This is a genomic window from Corallibacter vietnamensis (assembly GCF_039537875.1).
GTDB classification, from domain to species: Bacteria; Bacteroidota; Bacteroidia; order Flavobacteriales; family Flavobacteriaceae; genus Corallibacter; species Corallibacter vietnamensis.
In genome coordinates this window covers 887311-909118 of sequence record NZ_BAABBI010000001.1, presented here as the reverse complement: position 1 = coordinate 909118, position 21808 = coordinate 887311, and the positions used below count along the sequence as shown (strand labels likewise).

Genomic DNA, 21808 nt, shown 5'->3' with positions numbered 1-21808 from the left:
TTAACTTATCTGTAAACCGTTCGCAACGTCTTGGTTCGCATCAGGATTTACAAACACCAATTTACCTTCAGGGCTTTCGGTCATTAAAATCATACCTTCGCTTTCAACACCACGTAATTTCCTTGGTGCTAAATTCACTAAAACGGTAACACGTTTTCCTATAACTTCTTCGGCAGTAAAGCTTTCAGCAATACCAGAAACTATGGTTCTGGTGTCAATACCTGTGTCAACTTTTAAGACTAAAAGCTTTTTGGCTTTCGGCATTTTTTCGGCTTCAATAATCGTTCCTACACGTAAATCTAACTTTGTAAAATCATCAAAAGTGATTTCTTCTTTTTGTGGTTCGGTTGCTTTATTAGCAGCTTCATTAGCCTTTTTACTCGCTTCTAGTTTATCTAATTGTGCTTGAATGTCTTTATCTTCAATTTTATTGAATAACAATTCAGCTTTTCCTATTTGATGTCCTGCAGGAAGCAAAATATCTTTAGTTGAAATGTCTTCCCAAGAGTTCTCGATACAATTCTCCTTCGTCGAATCACTCGAACTGACGTTGTCATTCAGAGCAACGCGAAGAATCTTTTTCAATTTCTCTGAAGTAAACGGTAAAAACGGTTCGCTTATAGTTGCTAAAGCCGATGCTATTTGTAGTGCTACAAACATAATTGTTTTTGTACGAGCTTCATCTTCTTTAATGACTTTCCAAGGTTCTTCATCAGCTAAATACTTATTACCCAATCGTGCAAGATTCATCAATTCCTGACTTGCCTCACGAAAACGGTAACGCTCAATAGAACTTGCAATAACATCTGGATACGCTTTTACAGCAGCAAGTGTTTCTTCGTCAACTTGAGAATAGTCACTTAGCTCTGGAACAATACCATTGTAATATTTGTTGGTTAAAACAACAACACGGTTTATAAAGTTTCCAAAAATGGCTACCAACTCGTTATTGTTTCTTGCCTGAAAATCTTTCCAAGTAAAATCGTTGTCTTTGGTTTCTGGTGCATTGGCTGTTAATGCATAACGCAAAACATCTTGCTTGTCAGGAAAATCTTCTAAATATTCTGGCAACCAAACTGCCCAGTTTTTAGACGTAGATAATTTATTGCCTTCTAAATTTAAAAACTCGTTAGCTGGCACATTATCTGGTAAAATATATGAGCCTTCTGCTTTTAGCATACTTGGGAAAATGATACAGTGAAATACAATATTATCTTTTCCTATGAAGTGAACCAATTTGGTGTTTTCGTCTTTCCAGTATGGTTCCCAATCTTTTCCTTCGCGTTCAGCCCACTCTTTGGTTGCCGAAATGTAACCAATTGGAGCATCAAACCATACGTAAAGCACTTTGCCTTCGCCACCTTCAACAGGGACAGGAATTCCCCAATCTAAATCACGTGTTACAGCACGAGGTCGTAAACCATCGTCAATCCAAGATTTTACTTGTCCGTAAACATTAGGTTTCCAATCTTTTTTATGACCTTTTAAAATCCATTCTTTTAAAAAATCTTCGTGTTTATCTAATGGTAAAAACCAGTGTTTCGTTTCTTTTAGGGTTGGCGCATTGCCAGTAATAGCCGATTTTGGGTTAATTAAATCGGTAGCATTATGGCTGGTTCCACATTTTTCACATTGATCACCATAAGCTTCTTCATTACCACATTTTGGGCAGGTTCCAATCACAAAACGGTCTGCCAAAAACTGTTTAGCTTCTTCATCATATAACTGCTCGGTAACTTCTTCAATAAACTCCCCTTTTTTATACAACTCCAAGAAAAATTCTGAAGCCGTTTCATGGTGAATTTGCGCTGATGTTCTTGAGTAATTATCAAAGGTAATTCCAAAATCTTCAAAAGATTTTTTAATAATGGCATGATATTTATCAACGACATCTTGAGGTGATACACCTTCTTTTTTTGCTTTTATAGTAATAGGAACACCATGCTCATCGCTACCGCAAACAAAGGCCACATCGTTTCCTGTTAAGCGTTGGTAACGCGCATAAATATCAGCAGGAACATAAACACCTGCTAAATGTCCTATATGAATTGGACCGTTTGTATATGGCAAAGCCGCCGTAATGGTATATCTTTTTGACATGTTATCTCGTTTTCTGAAGCTACAAAAATACGTAATTTAAGAGCGTTTCTGAAAAAAAATGTACATTTACAATATGTCTAAATTTGTCCTTAAAATATGTTTATGTTGTTTGGTTTTTTTCTTCGGAATACAAGCCTTTTTTGCACAAAATAAACACTCACAAACCACTACTAATTTGATACAACCAGAATATCTTAAAGCAGGCGATACCGTTGCTATTGTAGCGCCTTCAGGAATATTAAAAAATCGCCAAGGCGAAGTACAACAAGCTGTTGATTTACTTAAAAGTTGGGGCTTGCATGCTGTTGTTGGCAAACATGTTTTTAGTCAAGCAAACCATTTTGCTGGAACTGATGATGAGCGTTGTGAAGACTTTCAAAAAGCTATGGACGACCCAACTATAAGTGCTATTTGGTGTGCTCGTGGTGGATATGGAGCTGTAAGAATTTTAGACAAACTGGATTTTACAAAACTTAAAACACAACCCAAATGGCTTATAGGTTATAGTGATATAACTGCACTTCATAATTTATTTCATAACCAAGGATTTGAAACCATACATGCTATGATGTGTGTGAGCCTTACAAAAGATTTAACCGAAATTCCAGAAACTGTGAGCACGTTTAAAGCTGCTATTTTTGGTGAGTCTCTTTCTTATACTCTAAAAGGTTCAAGCTACAATAAACCTGGTGTTGTTACAGCTCCTATTGTTGGTGGTAACTTAACTATGTTACACACAATGTTAGGATCAAGCACCAGTATTAATACTTCTGGAAAAATTTTATTTATAGAAGAAATTGGTGAGTATAAATATCATATAGACCGCATGTTACAAAGTTTAAAACGCGCTGGATATTTTGATAATTGCGCAGGTGTTTTAGTAGGCGACATGACAAAGCTTCGTAAAAACACAACGCTTTGGGGAACATCTATTGAGCAACTTATTTTAGATGCTTTGGCTGATTACGATTTTCCTATTGCGTTTAATATGCCTGCTGGTCATGAAAAAGACAATCGCGCCATGATATTGGGAAGCACTGTAAAATTGACTGTTGACAAGGATAAATCAACGGTGGTTTTTGAAAAGTGAAACGATTTTAAATTGAAGCAGGGATTTCTGCTTTCGTAGGAATAAAATGGCACAACATAACGAACTTGGTAAAATAGGCGAACAGTTAGCTACAGATTATTTAGAATCTAAAGGCTATGAAATTATTGAGCGAAATTTTAGATTTCAAAAAGCTGAAATTGATATCATTGCCAAATATAAAAACACCATGATTTGTGTTGAAGTTAAAACTAGAAATTCAGCTTTTTTTGGCGATCCTCAAGAATTTGTTACACCTTCAAAAGTTAAGTTACTGGTAAAAGCCATGGATGCCTATATTACTGAAAATGATATTGATCTAGAAGCACGCTTTGACGTGATTGCTGTTTTAAAAAACAATACAACCGAAACGGTTACGCATTACGAAGATGCGTTTTATCATTTTTAATTAATCTTGAAAATACGCTTCTAAATCTTCGGCGTGTTCTGGTTTTGCTAATATAGTTTTATCGCTATCTAATATAAAATAACTTGGTGTCGCTTGAACTCCATAATCTTCAACCAATGGGCTATCCCATTTTCCTAAATCATAAGTATGAATAAAACCTGGAAAGTCAGTAATTGTTTTTTTCCAATTTAAAACACCATCTTCAAGTCCATACGCTATAACTTTAACATCAGGATGTTTTTCCATTATAGCCTTTACTTTTGGCAGTTCCTGTAAACAATGACTGCAGGTACTACTCCAAAAAATCAACAATCCTTTATGAGGCATATCTACCTCGTATAATGAAGTTTTTATTGGTTTCTTTTTTTCTAAATATGTGAACTTAAAATCTGTTGCTTTCTTGCCTATAGCGGTTTTGTTATAATTAACAAGTACCTGTTCTAAATCTGCTCTATTAAATGCTTTAGCCAGCGGTAACAAATAAGTGTCACTAATGTACGTTGCAACTGATGCTTGATTATTATTAAGCATGTGTTGCCAAAGTGTTTCTAGTAAATAAATTTTTGTTTGTGAGTTTTGATCTCCTACAGCCTTTACCACGTGATCTATTGCTTTTTTATACGCGTTTTCATTTTCTGGCATTGCAAACACATAGGCTTCTACTCTATTTATCAAAAAATCTGAACTTTGAATTAATGGATTACCAAAATCTATCGCATCAAAATAATGTGTCATTAAGTTTACTGAATACGTTTCTACATCTTCAAATGCTTTAGGAACATACATTTTGTTTGATTTTACAAAAGGCAAAACCATCATGTTTGCTGCTTGCTTTTCAAAACCATCTTGCGTTTTATAAAGTGTTTTAAAAACGGCTTCCAATGATTTTTTATTAGGTGAATTTGAAGCGTAAAGTTTACTTATCTCGCCATTTAATTTTGAAATACTATCAGTATATGTATGCCAAAGTATATTTTCTGAAGATTCTGAAAAGCTTAAACCTTTATCCAAATCAAAGTGAAAAGTCACATGCTCTCTACCGTTGTAAAACACCTCAAAATTATTATCCTCTGGCGGAATTGCATAAACAATTTTATAGATACCTGTTTCTGCGTTTTGATCTAAATTAAATACAAACGATCCGTCAGATTCAATTTTTGATTGGTTTATATAACTTGCTCCTTCTGGAGTAGACTTGTATAATAATGCAAATGTGAATGATTCGGCAGGTGAAAAAACACCTTTAATATTGTGCTGTGAAAACAGCATTATTGGAAACAAAAGCAGTATTAAAATATGTTTTTTCATCATTGTTTTTTCTTTTACATTCAATTATTGAGCCAAAATTGGTTTTAAAACGGCTAGTGCTTGATCTACAGTTTTTATACGCTCAAAGGTTAGCAACAAACGAAGGCCTGCTCGTGTTTGCTTTTCTTTCATTTTACAAGCTTGCGGATGTGATTGAACAAACTGTAAGACTTTTGTAAAACCACTGCTTTGGTAAAAACCACTTTGTTGATTATTGATAAAATAACCTACCATTTTACCATGCTTCATCACTAATTTTTCTAGGCCAATTTTTGCTGCGATCCATTTTATTCTCACACTATTTAATAAATCTACAACTTGTGTTGGCAGTTCTCCAAAACGGTCTATAATTTCAGATTCAAATTTTTGTAATTCCTCTTCAGTTTTAAGATTATTTAGTTGCGTATACAGATTTAAACGCTCGGTAATATTATTGACGTAATCATCTGGAAATAAAAGCTCAAAATCACTATCAATTGTAATATCTTTTACATACTCTTTCGGTTTACCTTCGTCTTGATACAGCTCTTTAAACTCGTTTTCTTTAAGCTCTTCTATGGCTTCGTTCAATATTTTTTGATACGTATCAAACCCTATATCGTTAATAAATCCGCTTTGCTCTCCGCCTAACAAATCACCTGCTCCACGAATTTCAAGGTCTTTCATTGCAATATTAAAACCACTTCCTAGCTCGGTAAATTGTGATAAAGCTGTAATACGTTTTCTGGCGTCTTCGGTCATAGCAGAATACTCTGGAGTTATAAAGTAGCAAAACGCTTTTTTATTGCTTCGACCAACACGACCACGCATTTGGTGTAAATCACTTAAACCAAAATTATTAGCATTATTAATAAATATGGTGTTAGCATTTGGTACATCAAGTCCGCTTTCTATAATGGTTGTACTAACTAAAACGTCAAATTCGCCACTCATAAACGACAGCATAAGTTGCTCTAGTTTTTTACCATCCATTTGACCATGACCAACGGCAATTTTGGCATCTGGCACCAAACGTTGAATCATTCCTGCTACTTCTTTTATATTCTCTATACGGTTATGAATAAAGAAAACTTGTCCTCCACGTTCTATTTCATAACTCACAGCATCACGAATGGTTTCTTCGCCAAAACGAATTACGTGACTTTCTATAGGGTATCGATTTGGCGGTGGTGTTGTAATTACCGATAAATCTCTTGCTGCCATTAGGCTAAATTGAAGTGTTCTAGGTATTGGCGTTGCAGTAAGCGTTAACACATCAACATTTTGTTTTAGTGTTCGTAATTTTTCTTTTACAGCAACTCCAAATTTTTGCTCTTCATCAACAATAAGCAACCCTAAATCTTTAAAAGCAACATTTTTATTTGCTAACTGATGAGTACCGATAATAATATCTACGGCGCCACTTTCAAGATTTTCAAGCGTGTTTCGTTTTTCTTTAGCGGTTCTGAATCGGTTTACATAATCTACCGTTACAGGAAAATCTTTTAAACGCTCCTTGAACGTACGATAGTGTTGATACGCCAAAATAGTTGTAGGCACCAAAACAGCGACTTGTTTGCCATTATCTACCGCTTTAAATGCTGCACGAATAGCTACTTCAGTTTTACCAAAACCTACGTCACCACAAACCAAACGATCCATTGGGCGTTCACTTTCCATATCTGCTTTAATATCAGCAGTAGCTGTACTTTGGTCTGGTGTGTCTTCGTATAAAAATGATGCTTCTAACTCATGCTGCATATAACTATCAGGGTTATACTGATAGCCTTTTTCTAACTTACGCTTGGCATAAAGTTTTATCAGATTGAAAGCAATTTCTTTTACACGTGTTTTAGTTTTTTGCTTTAGAGTTTTCCAAGCTTTACTTCCTAGTTTATAAACCTTTGGTGGTTTTCCATCTTTACCATTGAACTTGGTAATTTTATGAAGCGAATGTATACTTAAATATAACACATCACGCTCACCATAAATAAGCTTTATAGCTTCTTGTTTTTTGCCTTCAACATCTATTTTTTGCAAACCTCCAAATCGTCCAATACCATGATCTATATGAGTTACATAATCACCTATATCAAGATTTGTAAGCTCTTTTAATGTTATGGCTTGCTTTTTTGCATAACCATTTTTTAAATGAAATTTATGATATCGTTCAAAAATTTGGTGATCTGTATAACACGTAATTTTGTTATCGTGATCTACAAAGCCCTGAAACAAGGATAAAACAACCGTTTTATAATGCACATCGTGATCTACATCTTCAAAAATATCATGAAATCGTTTGGCTTGCTGTTCACTTACACATGCTATATAATTTGTATAACCCTTATTATGATGCAGGTTTAAATCATCTATCAACACATTAAATTGTTTGTTGAAAGATGGCTGTGGTGTTGTGTTGTATGTAATAACTTTTGCAGCATCAGAACTACTTGTCAAAATATTTGACGTTCCAAACTCAACCAAAGTAAAATCTAACAATTGTTTTTTTAACAAGGCAGCATTACAAAACAAAGCTTCAGGTTCTGCATGTTTTATGTCTTTTGATAACTTTTGAAAAGCTTCTTCTGCTTTACCATAAAAGTCGTCAATTCTTGAAAATAGCATATCGGCATTTTTTATAAACACCACCGTTTTTTGAGCCATGTATTTCAAAAAACTCTGTCTACTTTCTTCTAAAAACTTATTAGCAACATTAGGAATGATGCTTATTTTCTTTATTTGCTCTGTTGATAATTGTGTTTCAACATCAAAAGTTCTAATACTATCTACCTCATCGCCAAAAAACTCAATTCGGTAAGGTTCATCATGAGAAAACGAAAACACATCTACAATACCACCACGTACTGAAAACTCGCCTGGTTCTGTAACAAAATCTACACGTTTAAACTTGTATTCAAATAACACTTCGTTTACAAAGTCAATAGAAAGATTATCATTAACGGCGATTTTTAAGGTGTTTTTTTCTAATTCACGTCGCGTAACTACTTTTTCAAAAAGTGCGTCAGGATAGGTTACAATGACCGCGGGTTTTTTTTGAGAGTTAATACGGTTTAGCACTTCTGCTCTTAATAATACATTGGCATTATCAGTCTCTTCTATTTGATAAGGCCTACGATAACTGCCTGGATAAAAAAGCACGTCTTTACCATTAAGCATTACCTCAAGGTCGTTAAGGTAAAAAGCAGCTTCTTCTTTATCATTAAAAACAAGCAAGAAAGGCTTATTAGATTGCTTAAAAGTTTCAGCTAAAACGAAAGAAAAAGACGACCCTACAAGTCCTTTAAGATGTGTTCTACTTTGAGATTGGGCAATAGCGGTGTGCAGATTTTGCGTTTGCAAAGCCTGATCATACGTTTGCGAGAGGATAGATTTACTCAAGACTCTATATTTTGATGACAAAGATAAAACTTACATTGTTTTGGACTATTTATTGCTATGAGAAATTTTTGTTAAGAGTTATACTAAAAATCAAAACTCATAGTTACTATTCTATTTGCAAATACTTGCTATTAAAAAAGGCGGAGTTTTCATTTAAATAATGAAGGAAGTTTAATTATATTTGCACGACTTTAAAAAACAAGAACATATGTCAATTTCAGATTTATTTGATAGCGGGTTTAAAAAACGTAACGAAGATCATTTTGCTGCCATAGTTAGAGTAGCTATGGATGATGGTATTATTAGTGAAGACGAAAAGGCTTTTTTAGACCGATTAGCTAGAAATTTGGATATCAGTGAAGCTGATTATAAATTAATTTTGAAGGATTATCAATCTCATCCTATCAACCCACCAACATCTTATGATAAGCGTTTAGAGCGTTTATATGATTTAGCACGTATGGTTTATGTAGACCACATAAAAGGAGATCATGAAGAGTTGGTTTTAAGAAAGATTGGTATTGGTCTTGGGTTTACTCCAGATAACGTAAAATACGTTGTTGACAAAGCTTTAACGCTAGTAAGCAATGGTGTAGATTTAGAAACTTTTATGGAAGAAATAAAAAACATGAACAAGTAAAAACCTGTTTATATTTTTTTTAAATACTAAATAAAAAAAGCGAACTTTTCAGTTCGCTTTTTTTATGCTGTTACGATTTATTACCAAATCTTAACACGTTCTTCTGGTGCTATATACATACTATCTCCTTCTTTTATACTAAATGCTTCATAAAAAGCATCAACATTTAATAAAGGTTGTACAGCACGGTTCATTCCTGGTGAATGTGGGTCTGTTTTAATTTGCGTTTTGAGAGCATCATCTCTATATAATGTTCTCCAAACAGTTGCCCAAGACATAAAGAAACGTTGTTCTGGCGTGTAACCATCTATTTCTCCTGGATTTCCATTTTCTTTTAAACTCATTTGTAGCGCATCGTAAGCAGCATTAACACCACCTAAATCTCCAATGTTTTCACCTAAAGTAAACTCACCGTTAATGTGTACACCTGGTAATACTTCTAAACTACTATATTGATCAGCTAGTGCTTTACCTAGCTTTGTAAACTCTTCTAAATCTTCATCTGTCCACCAGTTGTTTAGGTTTCCATCTTTGTCATAACGTGCTCCAGAATCGTCAAAACTATGAGATATTTCATGACCAATTACAGCACCAATACCTCCGTAATTTACTGCATCGTCAGCTTTGTAATTATAGAAAGGTGGTTGTAATATTGCCGCTGGAAATACAATTTCGTTATAAGAAGGGTTAAAATAAGCGTTTACAACTTGAGGCGCCATATACCACTCGCTTTTATCTACTTGTTTTCCTAATTTTTCAATATCTTCTTGATAGTTCCAAGCTTTTGCATTTTGCATATTTTGAAGGTAGCTTCCTCCTTCTTCTACACTTTTTATTTCTAAAGCTGAATAATCTTTCCATTTATCAGGATACGCAATTTTAATTTGCGTAGCTTGAAGTTTTTCAATAGCTTTTTTCTTTGTGTCTTCACTCATCCAAGGCAATACCGAGATTCTTTGCTCAAATGCTTTAATAACATTTTGAATCATTTCTTCAGCTTTTGCTTTTGCTTCTGGTGGGAACTTTTTATCTACATAAAGTTTTCCTAATGCCTCACCAACTGTCCAGTTTATTGTTTGTAGCGCACGCTCGTCTCTTGGTCTTTGCTTTTTAGCACCACGAAGTGTTTTACTATAAAAATCCCAGTTTGCTTGGTCCAACTCATCGTTTAGCATGCCAGCTGCTCCATTAAGTGCTGACCAACGTAAGTAAGCTTTCCAATTGGATACATTTTCTTTAGCCAAAATATTTTGTAGTTCTTTCATGTATTTTGGTTGACTAACAATAACTGTATCTAAATTTTTAGCACCAATTCCGTCAAAATATGTTTTCCAATCAATTGCAGGCACCATTTTTTGTAAATCTGAAACAGCAGTTGGGTTGTAAGTTTTTCTAGCATCTCTCAACTCAACTTTATCCATTTTTGGTTTTGCTAGGCTTGTTTCAAATGCCAAAATTTGTTTTGCTTGGGCATTTGCTTGGGCTTCTGAATCTCCTAAAAACTGAAGCATTTTTGTTATATGCGCCACATATTTTTCTCTTTTCTCTTTAGAGTCTTCATCGTCTTTTACATAATAGTCTCTATCAGGAAGTCCTAATCCTCCTGTTCCTAAATACCCAACATTTCTGTTGCTATCTTTGGCATCAGCTCCTACTCCAAACCCAAAAAAACCAGCGCCTCCTTTAGGCTCCATTTCTATTAAATAAGCTTGAAGATCTTGAATATTTTTAATGTTGTCTATTTTTTCTAAAACTGGCTTTAGAGGTTCGATACCTTGTTTGTTTCTAGAAACTGTATCCATAATAGTTTGATAAAGAAAAACTGCTTTTTCTTGATCTGAACCCGGTAATACATCTATTTTTTCTAGATCTTTATTATCAGACATAGCTGCTTTAAGAATTCCTAAAGCGTCTTCATCTGTTTTTTGTCTAAGCTCATCAAAACTTCCCCAACGAGATCTATCGTCTGGAATTGTGTTTGTTTTAAGCCAGTTTCCATTTACATGTTTAAAGAAATCCTCGCTTGGCTTTACCGAGGTATCCATGTATTCTAAATTGATTCCAGGAATTGTTTCTTCCTCTACAATAGCTGTTTCTTTTTTAGCGTCTTCTTTACAAGCTGTTAAGCTCATAAACGCAATAGCACTAAATAAAGAAAGCCTTTGAATGTTGGTTTTCATAAAGTTTGTGTTTAATTTTTGGTAGTACAATTTACTACTATTTAGAGCCTTGAAGCTTAAAATTGCTACATATTAACAAAATATTAATAAATAGTTTTTTTGTGTTTAAGGTTTTTGAATTCTTTGGCTCTCTCTTTCAACCTGTTTATTCATTTGTAGGTTTAAGTTAGAAAAAGCCACGAATACTTCTTGTACAGATAATAGAAGTTCTTTTTTTTGAATGTTTGATAAATTTGCAACACCTTCTAGCTTATAAAGTTTTGTTTCTAATGCTAAAATTCTAGCTTGTATTAAAGGTGTTTGAAATTTTTCTGGAATGGTACTTTTTAAGTCTTTTATAAGTGCTTCAAGAATTTCAGCGTTGTTTTTAAAATATGATATATCTGCTTTTTTTAGATTAGAAACCACTGTTTCTAACTCGTAATATTTCATCCAATTTGAAATAATTTTATCCGCTTTACTGTCTAATGCGTAATCTACATATTTTAAGGTTTCAATATCGCTAATTGATATAATAGAACTCTCGGTATTATTTTGAACTGACACCTCTGTACTTGTTGATGTTTTCTTGCAAGAAAACAAACAAACCGCTAAACATAAAATACTTAAAATTTTCATTCTCATCATTTAAGGTAAACACTACAAATATATTGCTTTCATTATTTTTTTGTAGCAATTACACAAATACTTTTAAACTAGGTATTTTATACTAAAAACTTTATTTCGTCATTAAATTCTTGTTATTTTTGTGAACTTTTTAATAGGAAATAATGAGTTCAAAAATTTTAATAATAGGCGCTTGTGGCCAAATAGGATCTGAATTAACCTACAAATTAAGAGACATTCATGGTAATGAAAATGTTATTGCTAGTGATATTAATTACGGAAATTTAGACGTTGTTAACTCTGGAATTTTTGAAATTCTTGATGCTCAAGACTATTCTGCCGTAAAAATTTGTGTAGAAAAATATAACATAAAAACCATTTACTTAATGGCTGCCATGTTGAGTGCTACTGGTGAAAAATTTCCTATGAAAGCATGGGATTTAAATATGGATTCATTATTTCATGTTTTAAACCTTGCCAAAGAAGGTTTTATTAAAAACGTGTTTTGGCCATCTAGTATAGCCGTTTTTGGTTCTACAACCCCAAAAGAAAACACGCCGCAATATACCATTATGGAACCTTCAACAGTTTACGGTATTACAAAGCAAGTAGGAGAACGCTGGTGTGAATACTACCATAACAAATATGGCGTTGATGTAAGAAGTATAAGATACCCAGGAATTATAAGCTGGAAAACGCTTCCTGGTGGTGGAACAACAGACTATGCTGTTGATATTTATCACAAAGCTATTGCTGACAAAACCTACGAATGTTTTTTATCTGAAAACACCGAGTTACCAATGATGTTTATGGATGATGCCATTAAAGCAACTATAGATTTAATGCATGCTGACAGTGATTCTGTAAAAATAAGATCCTCATACAATTTAGCTGCAATTAGTTTTACACCTACTGATATTGCCAACGCAATAAAAAAGCATATTCCAGATTTTACAATTTCTTACAAACCAGATTTCAGACAAGAAATAGCAGACTCTTGGCCTAAAAGCATTGATGATTCTCAAGCACGCCAAGACTGGAATTGGACACACAATTTTGATTTAGAAGCCATCACTAAAGAAATGCTTACAAACTTATCTAAAGAGTAAAATATCTTTTATCGCTTTTCTTAATTTAAAAATACGTTGATTGTCGTATACTTTTTTAGAAAAAGTTCTATTATTTTAGCTATCTAAATCAATTATTTTTAAAACATTATGAAAAACATTTTATTTGTCGCTGTATTATTTGTGTCTACTACTATTATGGCTCAAAAGGCAAAAGTCACAAAAGGAGATTGGAGTGCCTTAAAAGGAATTTCTGTTTACAATTTAGAGTTTGATTACTCTAATTTGGAAATCCCTAAATATGATTCTGAAGAAGAATTCTTAAAAGACAAAATGGCCAAACGTGAAGAGAAAGAAGTAGGCGGTGGTGAAAAATTTAAAAACTCGTGGTTTGCTGATAGAGAAGATCGTTACGAACCAAAATTTATTGAATCATTTAACAAACGTTGGAAAAACAACGAAGTTTCTGTAGGTAAAAACATGGGCGCTGAATACACGTTAAAAATTCACACAACCTTTTTATACCCAGGTTATAATGTTGGTGTTATGAGACAAAACGCAAAACTTGAAGCTACAATTTCATTAGTAAAAAGCGACAATCCTGATACTGTATTATTTTCTGTAAACTATACTAAAGTTGAAGGCTACGGTGCTATGGGTAACGATTATAATTCTGGCTACCGAATATCTGAAGCTTACGCTAAATTAGGTAAAGAGTTTGCGGCAAACATTAGAAAAAAAGCTAAATAATATTTTTATTTAAACCAATACTAAAAGCGAATGAACAGTGTTTTATTCGCTTTTTTCTTTTTCCATATTGATTAAATGTGCCATTGTTTTAACAGCTCTGTTATGCTTTTTTACAAACGGATTAGTTTCATCCCAAACATAACCTGCTAAAACTGCACATATTTGACGTTTTACATCTGGGTTTTCTGGTCTGTGAAAAAACAAAGTTTGTAAATTTCCTGTATACCATTCTTTTACATACGTTGCAAAAACATCAACACCTTTTTTTATGTAGCCTTCATATGCTTCTTTCCAATCTACAGTTTCTCCTTTCAGCTCTTTAGCTATAAGCTTGGATGCTCGCAAAGCAGACTCGGTTGCAAATGTAACGCCTGATGAAAAAACAGGATCTAAAAACTCTGCACTATTACCTGTTAAAGCAAATCCTTTTCCGTAAAATTTAGTTACCGCTTTAGAATAATTTTTTATGGTAATAGGTTCAAACAAATAATCTAAATCTTGAAACCTGTCTCTGTAGTATTTTGAGTGTTTCAACAAAGCGTTTAAGCGTTGAGCAGTAGTTCCACTTTCAGATTCTATAAATTCATGCTTACCTACAAAGCCTATACTTGTATTTCCATTAGAAAAAGGAATAACCCACAACCACGTATCTTTATCTAAAACATCAAATGTTATAATTGTTCCTTCTTCTCCTTCAGGTCTTCTAACATCTTTTACATGTCCAAAAATTGATGAATGTTCTGGTATTTGAGACGGCTTGTCTAAACCTAAAAGTCTTGGTAACACTCTACCATAACCACTAGAATCTATAATAAAATTGGCGTTTACAAAATATGTATCTCCGTCTTTGGTTTTTACAGATGTTTTAGATGTTCCGTCATCTGCAATAACAACATCGGTAACCTCATGCTCAAAAGCAACATCAACACCTTTCTTTATTATTTCTTGTACTAATGTATTGTCAAAATCGGCTCTTGGAACTTGCCATGTCCAATTCCATCCATCAGTATGTTTTTTACTAAAATCAAAATTACAAACAATATCGTCTCTTAAAAATCGTGCGCCAGATTTCACTTCAAAACCTTGAGCTTTTAAACAGTCCAACAAACCAACCTCTTCGAAGTGGTCCATACATCTTGGTAACAAACTCTCGCCTATAACAAACCTTGGAAACTTGCTCTTTTCTAAAACTTTTACACGTATTCCTTGCGAATGAAGATAAGCTGCTGCCACACATCCTGAAGGTCCAGCACCAATAATTAAAACATCTACATTTATATCACTCATAGTCATTGTAGTAAAATTCATTTATTATTTTAAATTTGCAATCCAAAATAACTATTTTAGTTTAAGTTATTAAAATAAATTATCAAAAAATAATAGAACAAACACATAGATGCTAACATTTAACGGAACATTAAGTATAGAAGATTTTTATAAAGTTATTATTGAAAACAAGCCTATCTCTATTGATACAACTGTTTTAGAAACAGTAGAAAAGAGTTTCAATTTTTTAAAAGAATTTTCTGAAAACAAGGTTATCTATGGTGTAAACACTGGGTTTGGCCCAATGGCCCAGTATAAAATTAAAGACTCTGAACGCATTAGATTGCAGTATAATTTGATACGTAGTCATGCTTCTGGAACAGGACAACCAATTCCACCAATGTATGTTAAAGCAGCTATGCTTGCCAGATTAAACACATTATCATTGGGGCACTCGGGAGTTCACAAATCTGTTATTGAATTAATGACAGAACTTATAAACAGAGACATAACACCATTAATTTATGAGCATGGTGGTGTTGGCGCAAGTGGAGATTTAGTACAGTTAGCGCATTTAGCTCTAGTTTTAATTGGTGAAGGAGAAGTATTTTATAAAGGAGAAAGACTTGCCACAAAAGACGTTTTTAATGCCGAAGGCTTAAAACCTATCTCTGTTGAATTAAGAGAAGGTTTAGCTTTAATGAACGGAACCTCGGTTATGACTGGAATAGGTATTGTAAACACAATATACACCAGACGTTTACTTGACTGGATGATTTCTTGTTCTGCAGCAATAAACGAAATAGTAAAAGCTTATGATGACCACCTATCTCTAGAACTTAACGAATCTAAAAAACATGTTGGTCAACGCAAAATAGCTGAAGCAATGCGTGAGCATTTAAAAGACAGCAAACTAACTAGAAAAAGAGAACACCATTTATATTCTAAAAATGAAGATGTTTCTGTATTTAAAGAAAAAGTACAAGAATATTACTCATTACGATGCGTCCCTCAAATTTTAGGACCTGTTTTAGATTCTTTAAATAGTATTGAAAAAATATTAATTGAAGAAGTAAACTCTGCAAATGACAACCCAATTGTAAACGTAGATAAAAAACACGTATATCACGGCGGAAATTTTCATGGAGACTACGTTTCTCTAGAAATGGATAAATTAAAAATTGTCACTACAAAAGCTACTATGCTAGCAGAAAGACAACTTAATTATTTACTAAATACTAGGCTGAATGATATTTTACCTCCTTTTGTAAATTTAGGAGAGTTAGGTTTAAATTTTGGTATGCAAGGTGTACAATTTACAGCTACTTCTACCACTGCTGAAAACCAAATGCTTTCAAACCCAATGTATGTACACAGTATCCCTAACAACAATGACAATCAAGACATTGTAAGCATGGGAACAAATGCTGCATTAATCACAAAAAAGGTAATAGAAAACGCATTTGAAGTTTTAGCTATAGAGTTAATTACTGTCGTTCAAGCCATAGAATACCTAAACGTACAAGATCAAGTATCTACTAATACCAGAAAAATATATAACGATATTCGTAATATAGTACCTGCTTTTAAAGAAGACATTACCATGTACCCTTATGTAAACAAGGTTAAAGAGTTAATAATGAATAGTTAATAAAGGAGTGCTAGTTTCTAAAAATTACTTCTTATCTTTACAAAAACCGTTTTATTCCTACCCTACTGTTAACTTTATTATGATAGCGCCATTAATAAATAAAACATAATTAAAACATTCATTATGAAAACAAAGTTACTATTATTTGGACTGCTTTTATTAAGCATAACAGGATTCTCACAAAAACTTGCTTTAGCTAGAAAAGACGGTAAATTCGGGTATATCACAAAAGCAGGAGAATGGCATATTAAACCACAGTTTAAAACTGCAAAGAATTTTTCTGAAGATTTAGCCGAAGCTACTAGCAACGGAGACTTATGGGGCTACATAAACAGAAAAGGCGAATGGGTTATACAACCTCAATTCAACAAAACAAAAGCTTTTAACTCTGGTTTAGCTATCGTTTTAAAAGATAAAGAGTGGATTTATATCAACACAAAAGGCGAACAAACCTTAACCAATGTCTCAACAGACAAGTTATACGATTTTAGCGAAGGTTATGCAGTAATAAAATCTGGAGATAAAATTGGTTTTATTAACACAAAAGGCGATGTTGTTATATCACCTAAATTCACCAAAGCTTTTGATTTTGTAAACGGCTACTCAAAAGTTCTAGAAAACGACAAATGGGGATTAGTAGACCCTACAGGAAAATATCTTGTAAAAACAGAATATGATGGCGTAAGCAACTTTTATAACGGCAACATAGTAGCCAACAAAGGAGAAACTTATGGCCTTATAATAAACGGAGAATTCAAACCCGTTTCTGGCGCAAATAAAATTTGGGATTTTTCAAAAAACCCTGATTACACATATGCCAAAAAAGATGAAAAAGTAGGCTTTATAAACAAAAAAGGCGAATGGATTATAGAACCTTCTTTTGACAAAGCTAGAGCCTTTAAAAACGGTTTAGCTCCAGTTTCAAACAAAAAACTATGGGGTTATATTAACCTAAAAGGAGAACTTATTGTTCCAATGCAATATAGAGACGCTGAAACATTCAGTGATGACGGTCTTGCACCTGTAAAAACCAAAAAACTATGGGGTTTTATAAACAAAAAAGGTGAACTTGTTATTCCAGAAAACTATGTCATTACTGCTGGCGGATTTGCTTCTTTATTCAGCAAAAATCCAGAAAAAGGTTTCATAGACGGACTAGCTAGAGTAAAAGAAAAAAAGTCATGGATGTATATAGATACTCAAGGAAACACCTTAAAAAACATGACATTTGAAAATCTGGAATTATTTAAATAAATTCCACCCCAGAAAACCTAACAAACTAATTACCCCAACTAAACAATACCCAATAAATGAAATGTGCCTTAATTACAGGTGGATCAAGAGGAATTGGAAAAGCAATATGCATACAACTAGCCAAAGATTCTGATTACCATATCTTAATAAATTACAACAGCAACGAATCTGCTGCATTAGAAACCCTAAAAGCGATTGAATCTGAAGGAAACACTGGTGAAATCATAAAGTTTAACGTAACAAATTCTGAAGATGTAAAAACAGCTTTAGACAACTGGCAAGACCAAAACAAAGATGCCATTATAGAAGTTATAGTAAACAATGCCGGTATTACAAAAGATGGGCTATTCATGTGGATGCCACAAAACGATTGGCAAGATGTTATAAACACCTCGTTAAACGGATTTTATAATGTCACAAACCATTTAATTCAAAAACTATTACGCAACAGATACGGAAGAATTATAAACGTAGCCTCTGTATCTGGTGTAAAAGGAACTGCCGGACAAACCAATTATTCTGCTGCAAAAGGTGCTCTAGTAGCAGCAACAAAAGCTCTTGCTCAAGAAGTTGCAAAACGCAAAATAACCGTAAATGCTGTAGCTCCAGGTTTTATAAAATCTGATATGACAGCTGAACTTGATGAAAAGGAATTAAAAAACCTTATACCTGTTAACAGATTTGGAGAACCTGAAGAAGTAGCACACGCTGTTTCATTTTTAGCTTCTAAAAAAGCTTCGTATATTACTGGAGAAGTTTTAAATATTAACGGAGGTATTTACTCGTAAATTTTTAAAAAATGAAGAGAGTTGTGATAACAGGAATGGGGATATACTCTTGTATTGGAGAAAATTTAGAAGATGTAAAGGAATCTCTGTATCATGGTAAATCTGGAATTGTTATAGACGAAAACCGAATCCCTTACGGATATCGTTCCCCTTTAACAGGTATGGTAAAACAACCTAACCTAAAAAATTTATTATCTAGAAGACAACGTATAAGTCTTGGTGAAGAAGGAGAATACGCATACATAGCAACTTTAGAAGCACTTAAAAACGCAAAAATTACAGACGACTTTTTTGAAACTAATGATGTAGGTATTCTTTATGGCAATGATAGTACAGCAAAATCTGTTGTAGATTCTGTAGATAAAATTCGAGACAAAAAAGACACTACACTAGTAGGTTCAGGAGCTATATTTCAAGGCATGAATTCTTCTGTAACAATGAATTTATCTACAATTTTTAAGTTAAAAGGTATCAATTTCACAATAAGCGCAGCCTGCGCAAGTGGTTCTCATGCCATAGGCATGGCTTATCAACTTATAAAAGGTGGCTTACAAGAATGTATAATTTGTGGTGGCGCTCAAGAAATAAACCCAATAGCAATGGGTAGTTTTGATGGATTGGGAGTGTTTTCATTAAACACTGAACACCCAGAAAAATCATCAAGACCCTTTGATAAAAATAGAGATGGCTTAGTTCCTAGTGGCGGAGCAGCAACATTAGTATTAGAAACTTACGAATCTGCTGTAAAACGTGGCGCACCAATATTAGGAGAAATAATAGGCTATGGTTTCTCATCAAACGGAGAACACATATCAACTCCTAATGTAAACGGACCTGCGCGAGCCATGAAAATGGCTTTAAATCAAGCAAACATCAACGCCTCTGCCATAGAATATGTTAATGCTCATGCAACGTCAACACCAGTTGGTGATGCCAATGAAGCAAAAGCTATATTTGAAGTTTTTGGTGAAAACGGTCCTTATGTAAGCTCAACAAAATCTATGACAGGACATGAATGCTGGATGGCCGGAGCTAGCGAAATCATTTACTCAATGCTTATGATGCAAAATGATTTTATAGCACCAAACATTAATCTTGACGAACCGGATGAAGACGCTTCTAAATTAAATTTAGTAAGTAAAACTTTAGATAAAAAATTTGATGTATTTTTGTCAAATTCGTTTGGATTTGGCGGAACTAATTCAGCATTAATAATTAAAAAAAACAAAAGTGTAAATGAATAAAGAAGTTATTATTGAGAAAATAAACAACTTTCTTATAGATGAATTTGAAGTTGAGGAAGATGATATTTCACCAGAAGCAAATTTAAAAGAAACCCTAGAGTTAGATAGTTTAGATTTTGTTGACCTTGTTGTTGCTGTAGAATCTAACTTTGGAGTAAAACTAGTAGGTGAAGACTTTGTGGACGTTGTATCGCTTCAGGATTTTTACAACCTAATTGAAAATAAATTAAGCTAAAAAAGCAATTGTAATTTTTTATGGCTGCTGAATGGAAAGGTAAATCCAGAGGAACTGTTCTTGGGTATAGAATATTTGTGTTCTGTATGAAAAACCTAGGATTACGTGCAGCATATTTTGTTCTATACTTTGTTGCTGCTTACTTTGTGTTATTTGCCATGAATAGCTCTAAAGCTATTTACTATTACTTTAATGAGCGGTTAAAATACTCACGTAGCAAAAGCCTAATAAGCATTTATAAAAGCTACTACGTATTTGGAAAAACCATTATAGACAAAGTCGCTATATCATCTGGATTACGTGACAAATTCACCTATCAATTTGATGGTGTTCACCACATTAAAGATGCTTTAAAAAGAAAAAAAGGTGGTGTTCTTATAAGTGCACATGTTGGTAACTTTGAAATTGCCGAACATTTTTTTGGGGAGTTAGAAGAAAACGCCTCAATAAGCTTACTTACAACAGATATAGAACATACAGCTATAAAAGAATATATTGAAAGCGTAACAAAAAAATCTAATATTAACTTAATTATTATTAAGGAAGATTTATCACATATATTTGAAATAAATGCAGCATTGGCTAGAAACGAACTTGTTTGTATTACTGGCGATCGTTACATTGACAACTCTAAATACCTAACAGAATCTTTATTAGATAAAGAAGCCAAATTTCCTGCAGGCCCATTCTTATTAGCATCAAGACTTAAAGTGCCTGTACTATTTGTGTATGTAATGAAAGAGACCAATACACACTATCATTTATATGCAAGAAAAGCTAAAGCTAAACAAAAAGATGCACAAGCCTTACTTAAAGAATATACAGAAAGTGTATCTTGGATGCTAGAAAAATACCCATTGCAATGGTTTAACTATTTTGATTTCTGGGGAACCCAAAACAAAAAACAACCATGAAACACGTTTTAGTTTTACATTATTCACAATCAGGGCAACTTACAGAAATACTCAATAACGTTGTATCTGATATGGTTAATCATACCGAATTAACTATAGACTATCATAAAATTGAAATGGAAACACCATTTCCTTTTCCATGGAGTAAAGAAGAATTTTATGGTGTATTTCCAGATACTTACAAACAAAATGCAAGACCTGTAAAAGCCGTACCCAAACATATACTAGAAAAAAAATATGATTTAATAATATTTGGCTATCAAGTTTGGTACCTAACGCCATCATTACCTACAACATCCTTTTTAAATACCGATGACGCTAAAAAACTATTTAACAACACAAATGTTGTTACAGTAATAGGCTGTAGGAATCTCTGGATGATGGCTCAAGAAAAAATGAAACACAAGCTAAAAGCCTTACAAGCAAATTTGGTTGGCAATATCGCTTTGGTAGACAATCATATAAACCACATAAGCGTTATTACAATTGCGCAATGGATGTTTTCCGGAAAAAAAGAGCGCTTTCTCGGTATTTTTCCGAAACCAGGTGTAGCACAAAAAGATATAGATAATGCAAGTAGATTTAGCCCTACAATAGTAAAACACATACTAAAAAATGATTTTAGTACATTGCAAAATAGCCTTTTAGAGAAAAAAGCAGTAACCGTAAAACCATTTTTAGTAACTATGGACACTCGCGGAAATGTCATATTCTCAAAATGGGCCCAAATAATCACCTCTAAAAGTGAAAAAAACACACCAAAAAGAGTATTTTGGGTTAAAATATTTAATTATTACCTATTATTTGCTATTTGGATTATTTCACCAATAGTTTTTATCTTATTTTTGTTCACTTATTTACCTTTGTATGGCAAAATAAAAAAAGACAAGAAATACTACTCATCTGTTGTATTAAAATAGAAGATGTTAAA

Annotated in this window: 18 protein-coding genes; 12 read left to right on the top strand and 6 right to left on the bottom strand. The window is 33.3% G+C overall.

The window, feature by feature from the left end:
- Window positions 1-2100: a methionine--tRNA ligase gene (gene metG / locus ABD690_RS04180; protein ID WP_425554912.1), complete on the bottom strand. Its 2100-nt coding sequence runs from the start codon at window positions 2098-2100 to the stop codon at window positions 1-3.
- A gap of 73 nt (window positions 2101-2173) precedes the next feature.
- On the opposite strand from metG, the gene ABD690_RS04175 reads away from it, so the two are divergent.
- A complete protein-coding gene (locus tag ABD690_RS04175; protein ID WP_344727404.1) occupies window positions 2174-3190 on the top strand; it encodes a S66 peptidase family protein in 1017 nt (338 codons plus the stop codon).
- A gap of 46 nt (window positions 3191-3236) precedes the next feature.
- Window positions 3237-3596, top strand: a complete 360-nt coding sequence (locus ABD690_RS04170) for a YraN family protein (RefSeq protein WP_344727401.1) — start codon at window positions 3237-3239, stop codon at window positions 3594-3596.
- On the opposite strand, the gene ABD690_RS04165 is transcribed toward ABD690_RS04170, so the two are convergent.
- Both ABD690_RS04165 and mfd read right to left on the bottom strand, forming a co-directional pair.
- A complete protein-coding gene (locus tag ABD690_RS04165; protein WP_344727399.1) occupies window positions 3597-4907 on the bottom strand; it encodes a TlpA family protein disulfide reductase in 1311 nt (436 codons plus the stop codon).
- 21 nt (window positions 4908-4928) lie between these two features.
- On the bottom strand, window positions 4929-8282 hold the full coding sequence (gene mfd, locus ABD690_RS04160) for a transcription-repair coupling factor (RefSeq protein WP_344727397.1): 3354 nt from the start codon (window positions 8280-8282) through the stop codon (window positions 4929-4931).
- Window positions 8283-8490: 208 nt separating this feature from the next.
- On the opposite strand from mfd, the gene ABD690_RS04155 reads away from it, so the two are divergent.
- On the top strand, window positions 8491-8922 hold the full coding sequence (locus ABD690_RS04155) for a TerB family tellurite resistance protein (RefSeq protein WP_344727395.1): 432 nt from the start codon (window positions 8491-8493) through the stop codon (window positions 8920-8922).
- Between the two features lie 80 nt (window positions 8923-9002).
- On the opposite strand, the gene ABD690_RS04150 is transcribed toward ABD690_RS04155, so the two are convergent.
- Together ABD690_RS04150 and ABD690_RS04145 are read right to left on the bottom strand one after the other, a co-directional pair.
- Window positions 9003-11102 carry a M13 family metallopeptidase gene (locus ABD690_RS04150; protein ID WP_344727393.1) on the bottom strand — a complete coding sequence of 700 codons (2100 nt, stop codon included), beginning with the start codon at window positions 11100-11102 and terminating at the stop codon, window positions 9003-9005.
- Window positions 11103-11207: 105 nt separating this feature from the next.
- Window positions 11208-11720 (bottom strand): hypothetical protein, encoded by a 513-nt coding sequence (locus ABD690_RS04145; protein ID WP_344727391.1) that lies wholly within the window; start codon window positions 11718-11720, stop codon window positions 11208-11210.
- A 152-nt stretch (window positions 11721-11872) separates the two neighbouring features.
- Here ABD690_RS04145 and ABD690_RS04140 point away from each other — a divergent pair, with 152 nt between their 5' ends.
- A complete protein-coding gene (locus ABD690_RS04140) occupies window positions 11873-12817 on the top strand; it encodes an NAD-dependent epimerase/dehydratase family protein (RefSeq protein ID WP_344727389.1) in 945 nt (314 codons plus the stop codon).
- A 108-nt stretch (window positions 12818-12925) separates the two neighbouring features.
- Complete coding sequence (locus tag ABD690_RS04135) at window positions 12926-13525, top strand: hypothetical protein (protein ID WP_344727387.1); 600 nt, start codon at window positions 12926-12928, stop codon at window positions 13523-13525.
- A 42-nt stretch (window positions 13526-13567) separates the two neighbouring features.
- Here the strand turns inward: ABD690_RS04135 and ABD690_RS04130 are convergent, their stop codons facing one another.
- Entirely contained in the window at window positions 13568-14812 is a 1245-nt protein-coding gene (locus tag ABD690_RS04130; protein ID WP_344729287.1) for an NAD(P)/FAD-dependent oxidoreductase, read from the bottom strand.
- A gap of 109 nt (window positions 14813-14921) precedes the next feature.
- On the opposite strand from ABD690_RS04130, the gene flxA reads away from it, so the two are divergent.
- The 7 genes from flxA to ABD690_RS04095 all read left to right on the top strand — a co-directional run bounded on the left by flxA (window position 14922) and on the right by ABD690_RS04095 (window position 21797).
- The gene (flxA, locus tag ABD690_RS04125; RefSeq protein ID WP_344727385.1) at window positions 14922-16442 is read left to right on the top strand and encodes a flexirubin biosynthesis tyrosine ammonia-lyase FlxA; all 1521 of its coding nucleotides are present in this window, start codon (window positions 14922-14924) and stop codon (window positions 16440-16442) included.
- 123 nt (window positions 16443-16565) lie between these two features.
- The gene (locus ABD690_RS04120; RefSeq protein ID WP_344727383.1) at window positions 16566-17696 is read left to right on the top strand and encodes a WG repeat-containing protein; all 1131 of its coding nucleotides are present in this window, start codon (window positions 16566-16568) and stop codon (window positions 17694-17696) included.
- 56 nt (window positions 17697-17752) lie between these two features.
- A complete protein-coding gene (flxB, locus tag ABD690_RS04115; RefSeq protein ID WP_344727381.1) occupies window positions 17753-18484 on the top strand; it encodes a flexirubin biosynthesis SDR family reductase FlxB in 732 nt (243 codons plus the stop codon).
- A gap of 11 nt (window positions 18485-18495) precedes the next feature.
- Window positions 18496-19728, top strand: coding sequence for a beta-ketoacyl-[acyl-carrier-protein] synthase family protein (locus tag ABD690_RS04110; protein ID WP_344727379.1), 1233 nt, complete (start codon window positions 18496-18498; stop codon window positions 19726-19728).
- Window positions 19721-19963, top strand: a complete 243-nt coding sequence (locus tag ABD690_RS04105; RefSeq protein WP_344727376.1) for an acyl carrier protein — start codon at window positions 19721-19723, stop codon at window positions 19961-19963. Before ABD690_RS04110 ends, ABD690_RS04105 begins: the two co-directional genes overlap by 8 nt.
- A 20-nt stretch (window positions 19964-19983) precedes the next feature.
- Window positions 19984-20877 carry a lysophospholipid acyltransferase family protein gene (locus ABD690_RS04100; RefSeq protein ID WP_344727374.1) on the top strand — a complete coding sequence of 298 codons (894 nt, stop codon included), beginning with the start codon at window positions 19984-19986 and terminating at the stop codon, window positions 20875-20877.
- On the top strand, window positions 20874-21797 hold the full coding sequence (locus tag ABD690_RS04095; protein WP_344727372.1) for a dialkylrecorsinol condensing enzyme DarA: 924 nt from the start codon (window positions 20874-20876) through the stop codon (window positions 21795-21797). The genes ABD690_RS04100 and ABD690_RS04095 overlap by 4 nt, the downstream gene beginning before the upstream one ends.
- Window positions 21798-21808: the final 11 nt, after the last annotated feature.

Coding starts and splice junctions, on each gene's coding strand:
- metG (WP_425554912.1), bottom strand. CDS start 2,100: ATGTCAAAAAGATATACCATTACGGCGGCTTTGCCATATACAAACGGT.
- flxB (WP_344727381.1), top strand. CDS start 17,753: ATGAAATGTGCCTTAATTACAGGTGGATCAAGAGGAATTGGAAAAGCA.
- ABD690_RS04130 (WP_344729287.1), bottom strand. CDS start 14,812: ATGAGTGATATAAATGTAGATGTTTTAATTATTGGTGCTGGACCTTCA.
- ABD690_RS04105 (WP_344727376.1), top strand. CDS start 19,721: ATGAATAAAGAAGTTATTATTGAGAAAATAAACAACTTTCTTATAGAT.
- ABD690_RS04145 (WP_344727391.1), bottom strand. CDS start 11,720: ATGAAAATTTTAAGTATTTTATGTTTAGCGGTTTGTTTGTTTTCTTGC.
- ABD690_RS04165 (WP_344727399.1), bottom strand. CDS start 4,907: ATGATGAAAAAACATATTTTAATACTGCTTTTGTTTCCAATAATGCTG.
- ABD690_RS04175 (WP_344727404.1), top strand. CDS start 2,174: ATGTCTAAATTTGTCCTTAAAATATGTTTATGTTGTTTGGTTTTTTTC.
- ABD690_RS04120 (WP_344727383.1), top strand. CDS start 16,566: ATGAAAACAAAGTTACTATTATTTGGACTGCTTTTATTAAGCATAACA.
- ABD690_RS04110 (WP_344727379.1), top strand. CDS start 18,496: ATGAAGAGAGTTGTGATAACAGGAATGGGGATATACTCTTGTATTGGA.
- ABD690_RS04170 (WP_344727401.1), top strand. CDS start 3,237: ATGGCACAACATAACGAACTTGGTAAAATAGGCGAACAGTTAGCTACA.
- ABD690_RS04095 (WP_344727372.1), top strand. CDS start 20,874: ATGAAACACGTTTTAGTTTTACATTATTCACAATCAGGGCAACTTACA.
- flxA (WP_344727385.1), top strand. CDS start 14,922: ATGCTAACATTTAACGGAACATTAAGTATAGAAGATTTTTATAAAGTT.
- ABD690_RS04155 (WP_344727395.1), top strand. CDS start 8,491: ATGTCAATTTCAGATTTATTTGATAGCGGGTTTAAAAAACGTAACGAA.
- ABD690_RS04135 (WP_344727387.1), top strand. CDS start 12,926: ATGAAAAACATTTTATTTGTCGCTGTATTATTTGTGTCTACTACTATT.
- ABD690_RS04140 (WP_344727389.1), top strand. CDS start 11,873: ATGAGTTCAAAAATTTTAATAATAGGCGCTTGTGGCCAAATAGGATCT.
- ABD690_RS04100 (WP_344727374.1), top strand. CDS start 19,984: ATGGCTGCTGAATGGAAAGGTAAATCCAGAGGAACTGTTCTTGGGTAT.
- ABD690_RS04150 (WP_344727393.1), bottom strand. CDS start 11,102: ATGAAAACCAACATTCAAAGGCTTTCTTTATTTAGTGCTATTGCGTTT.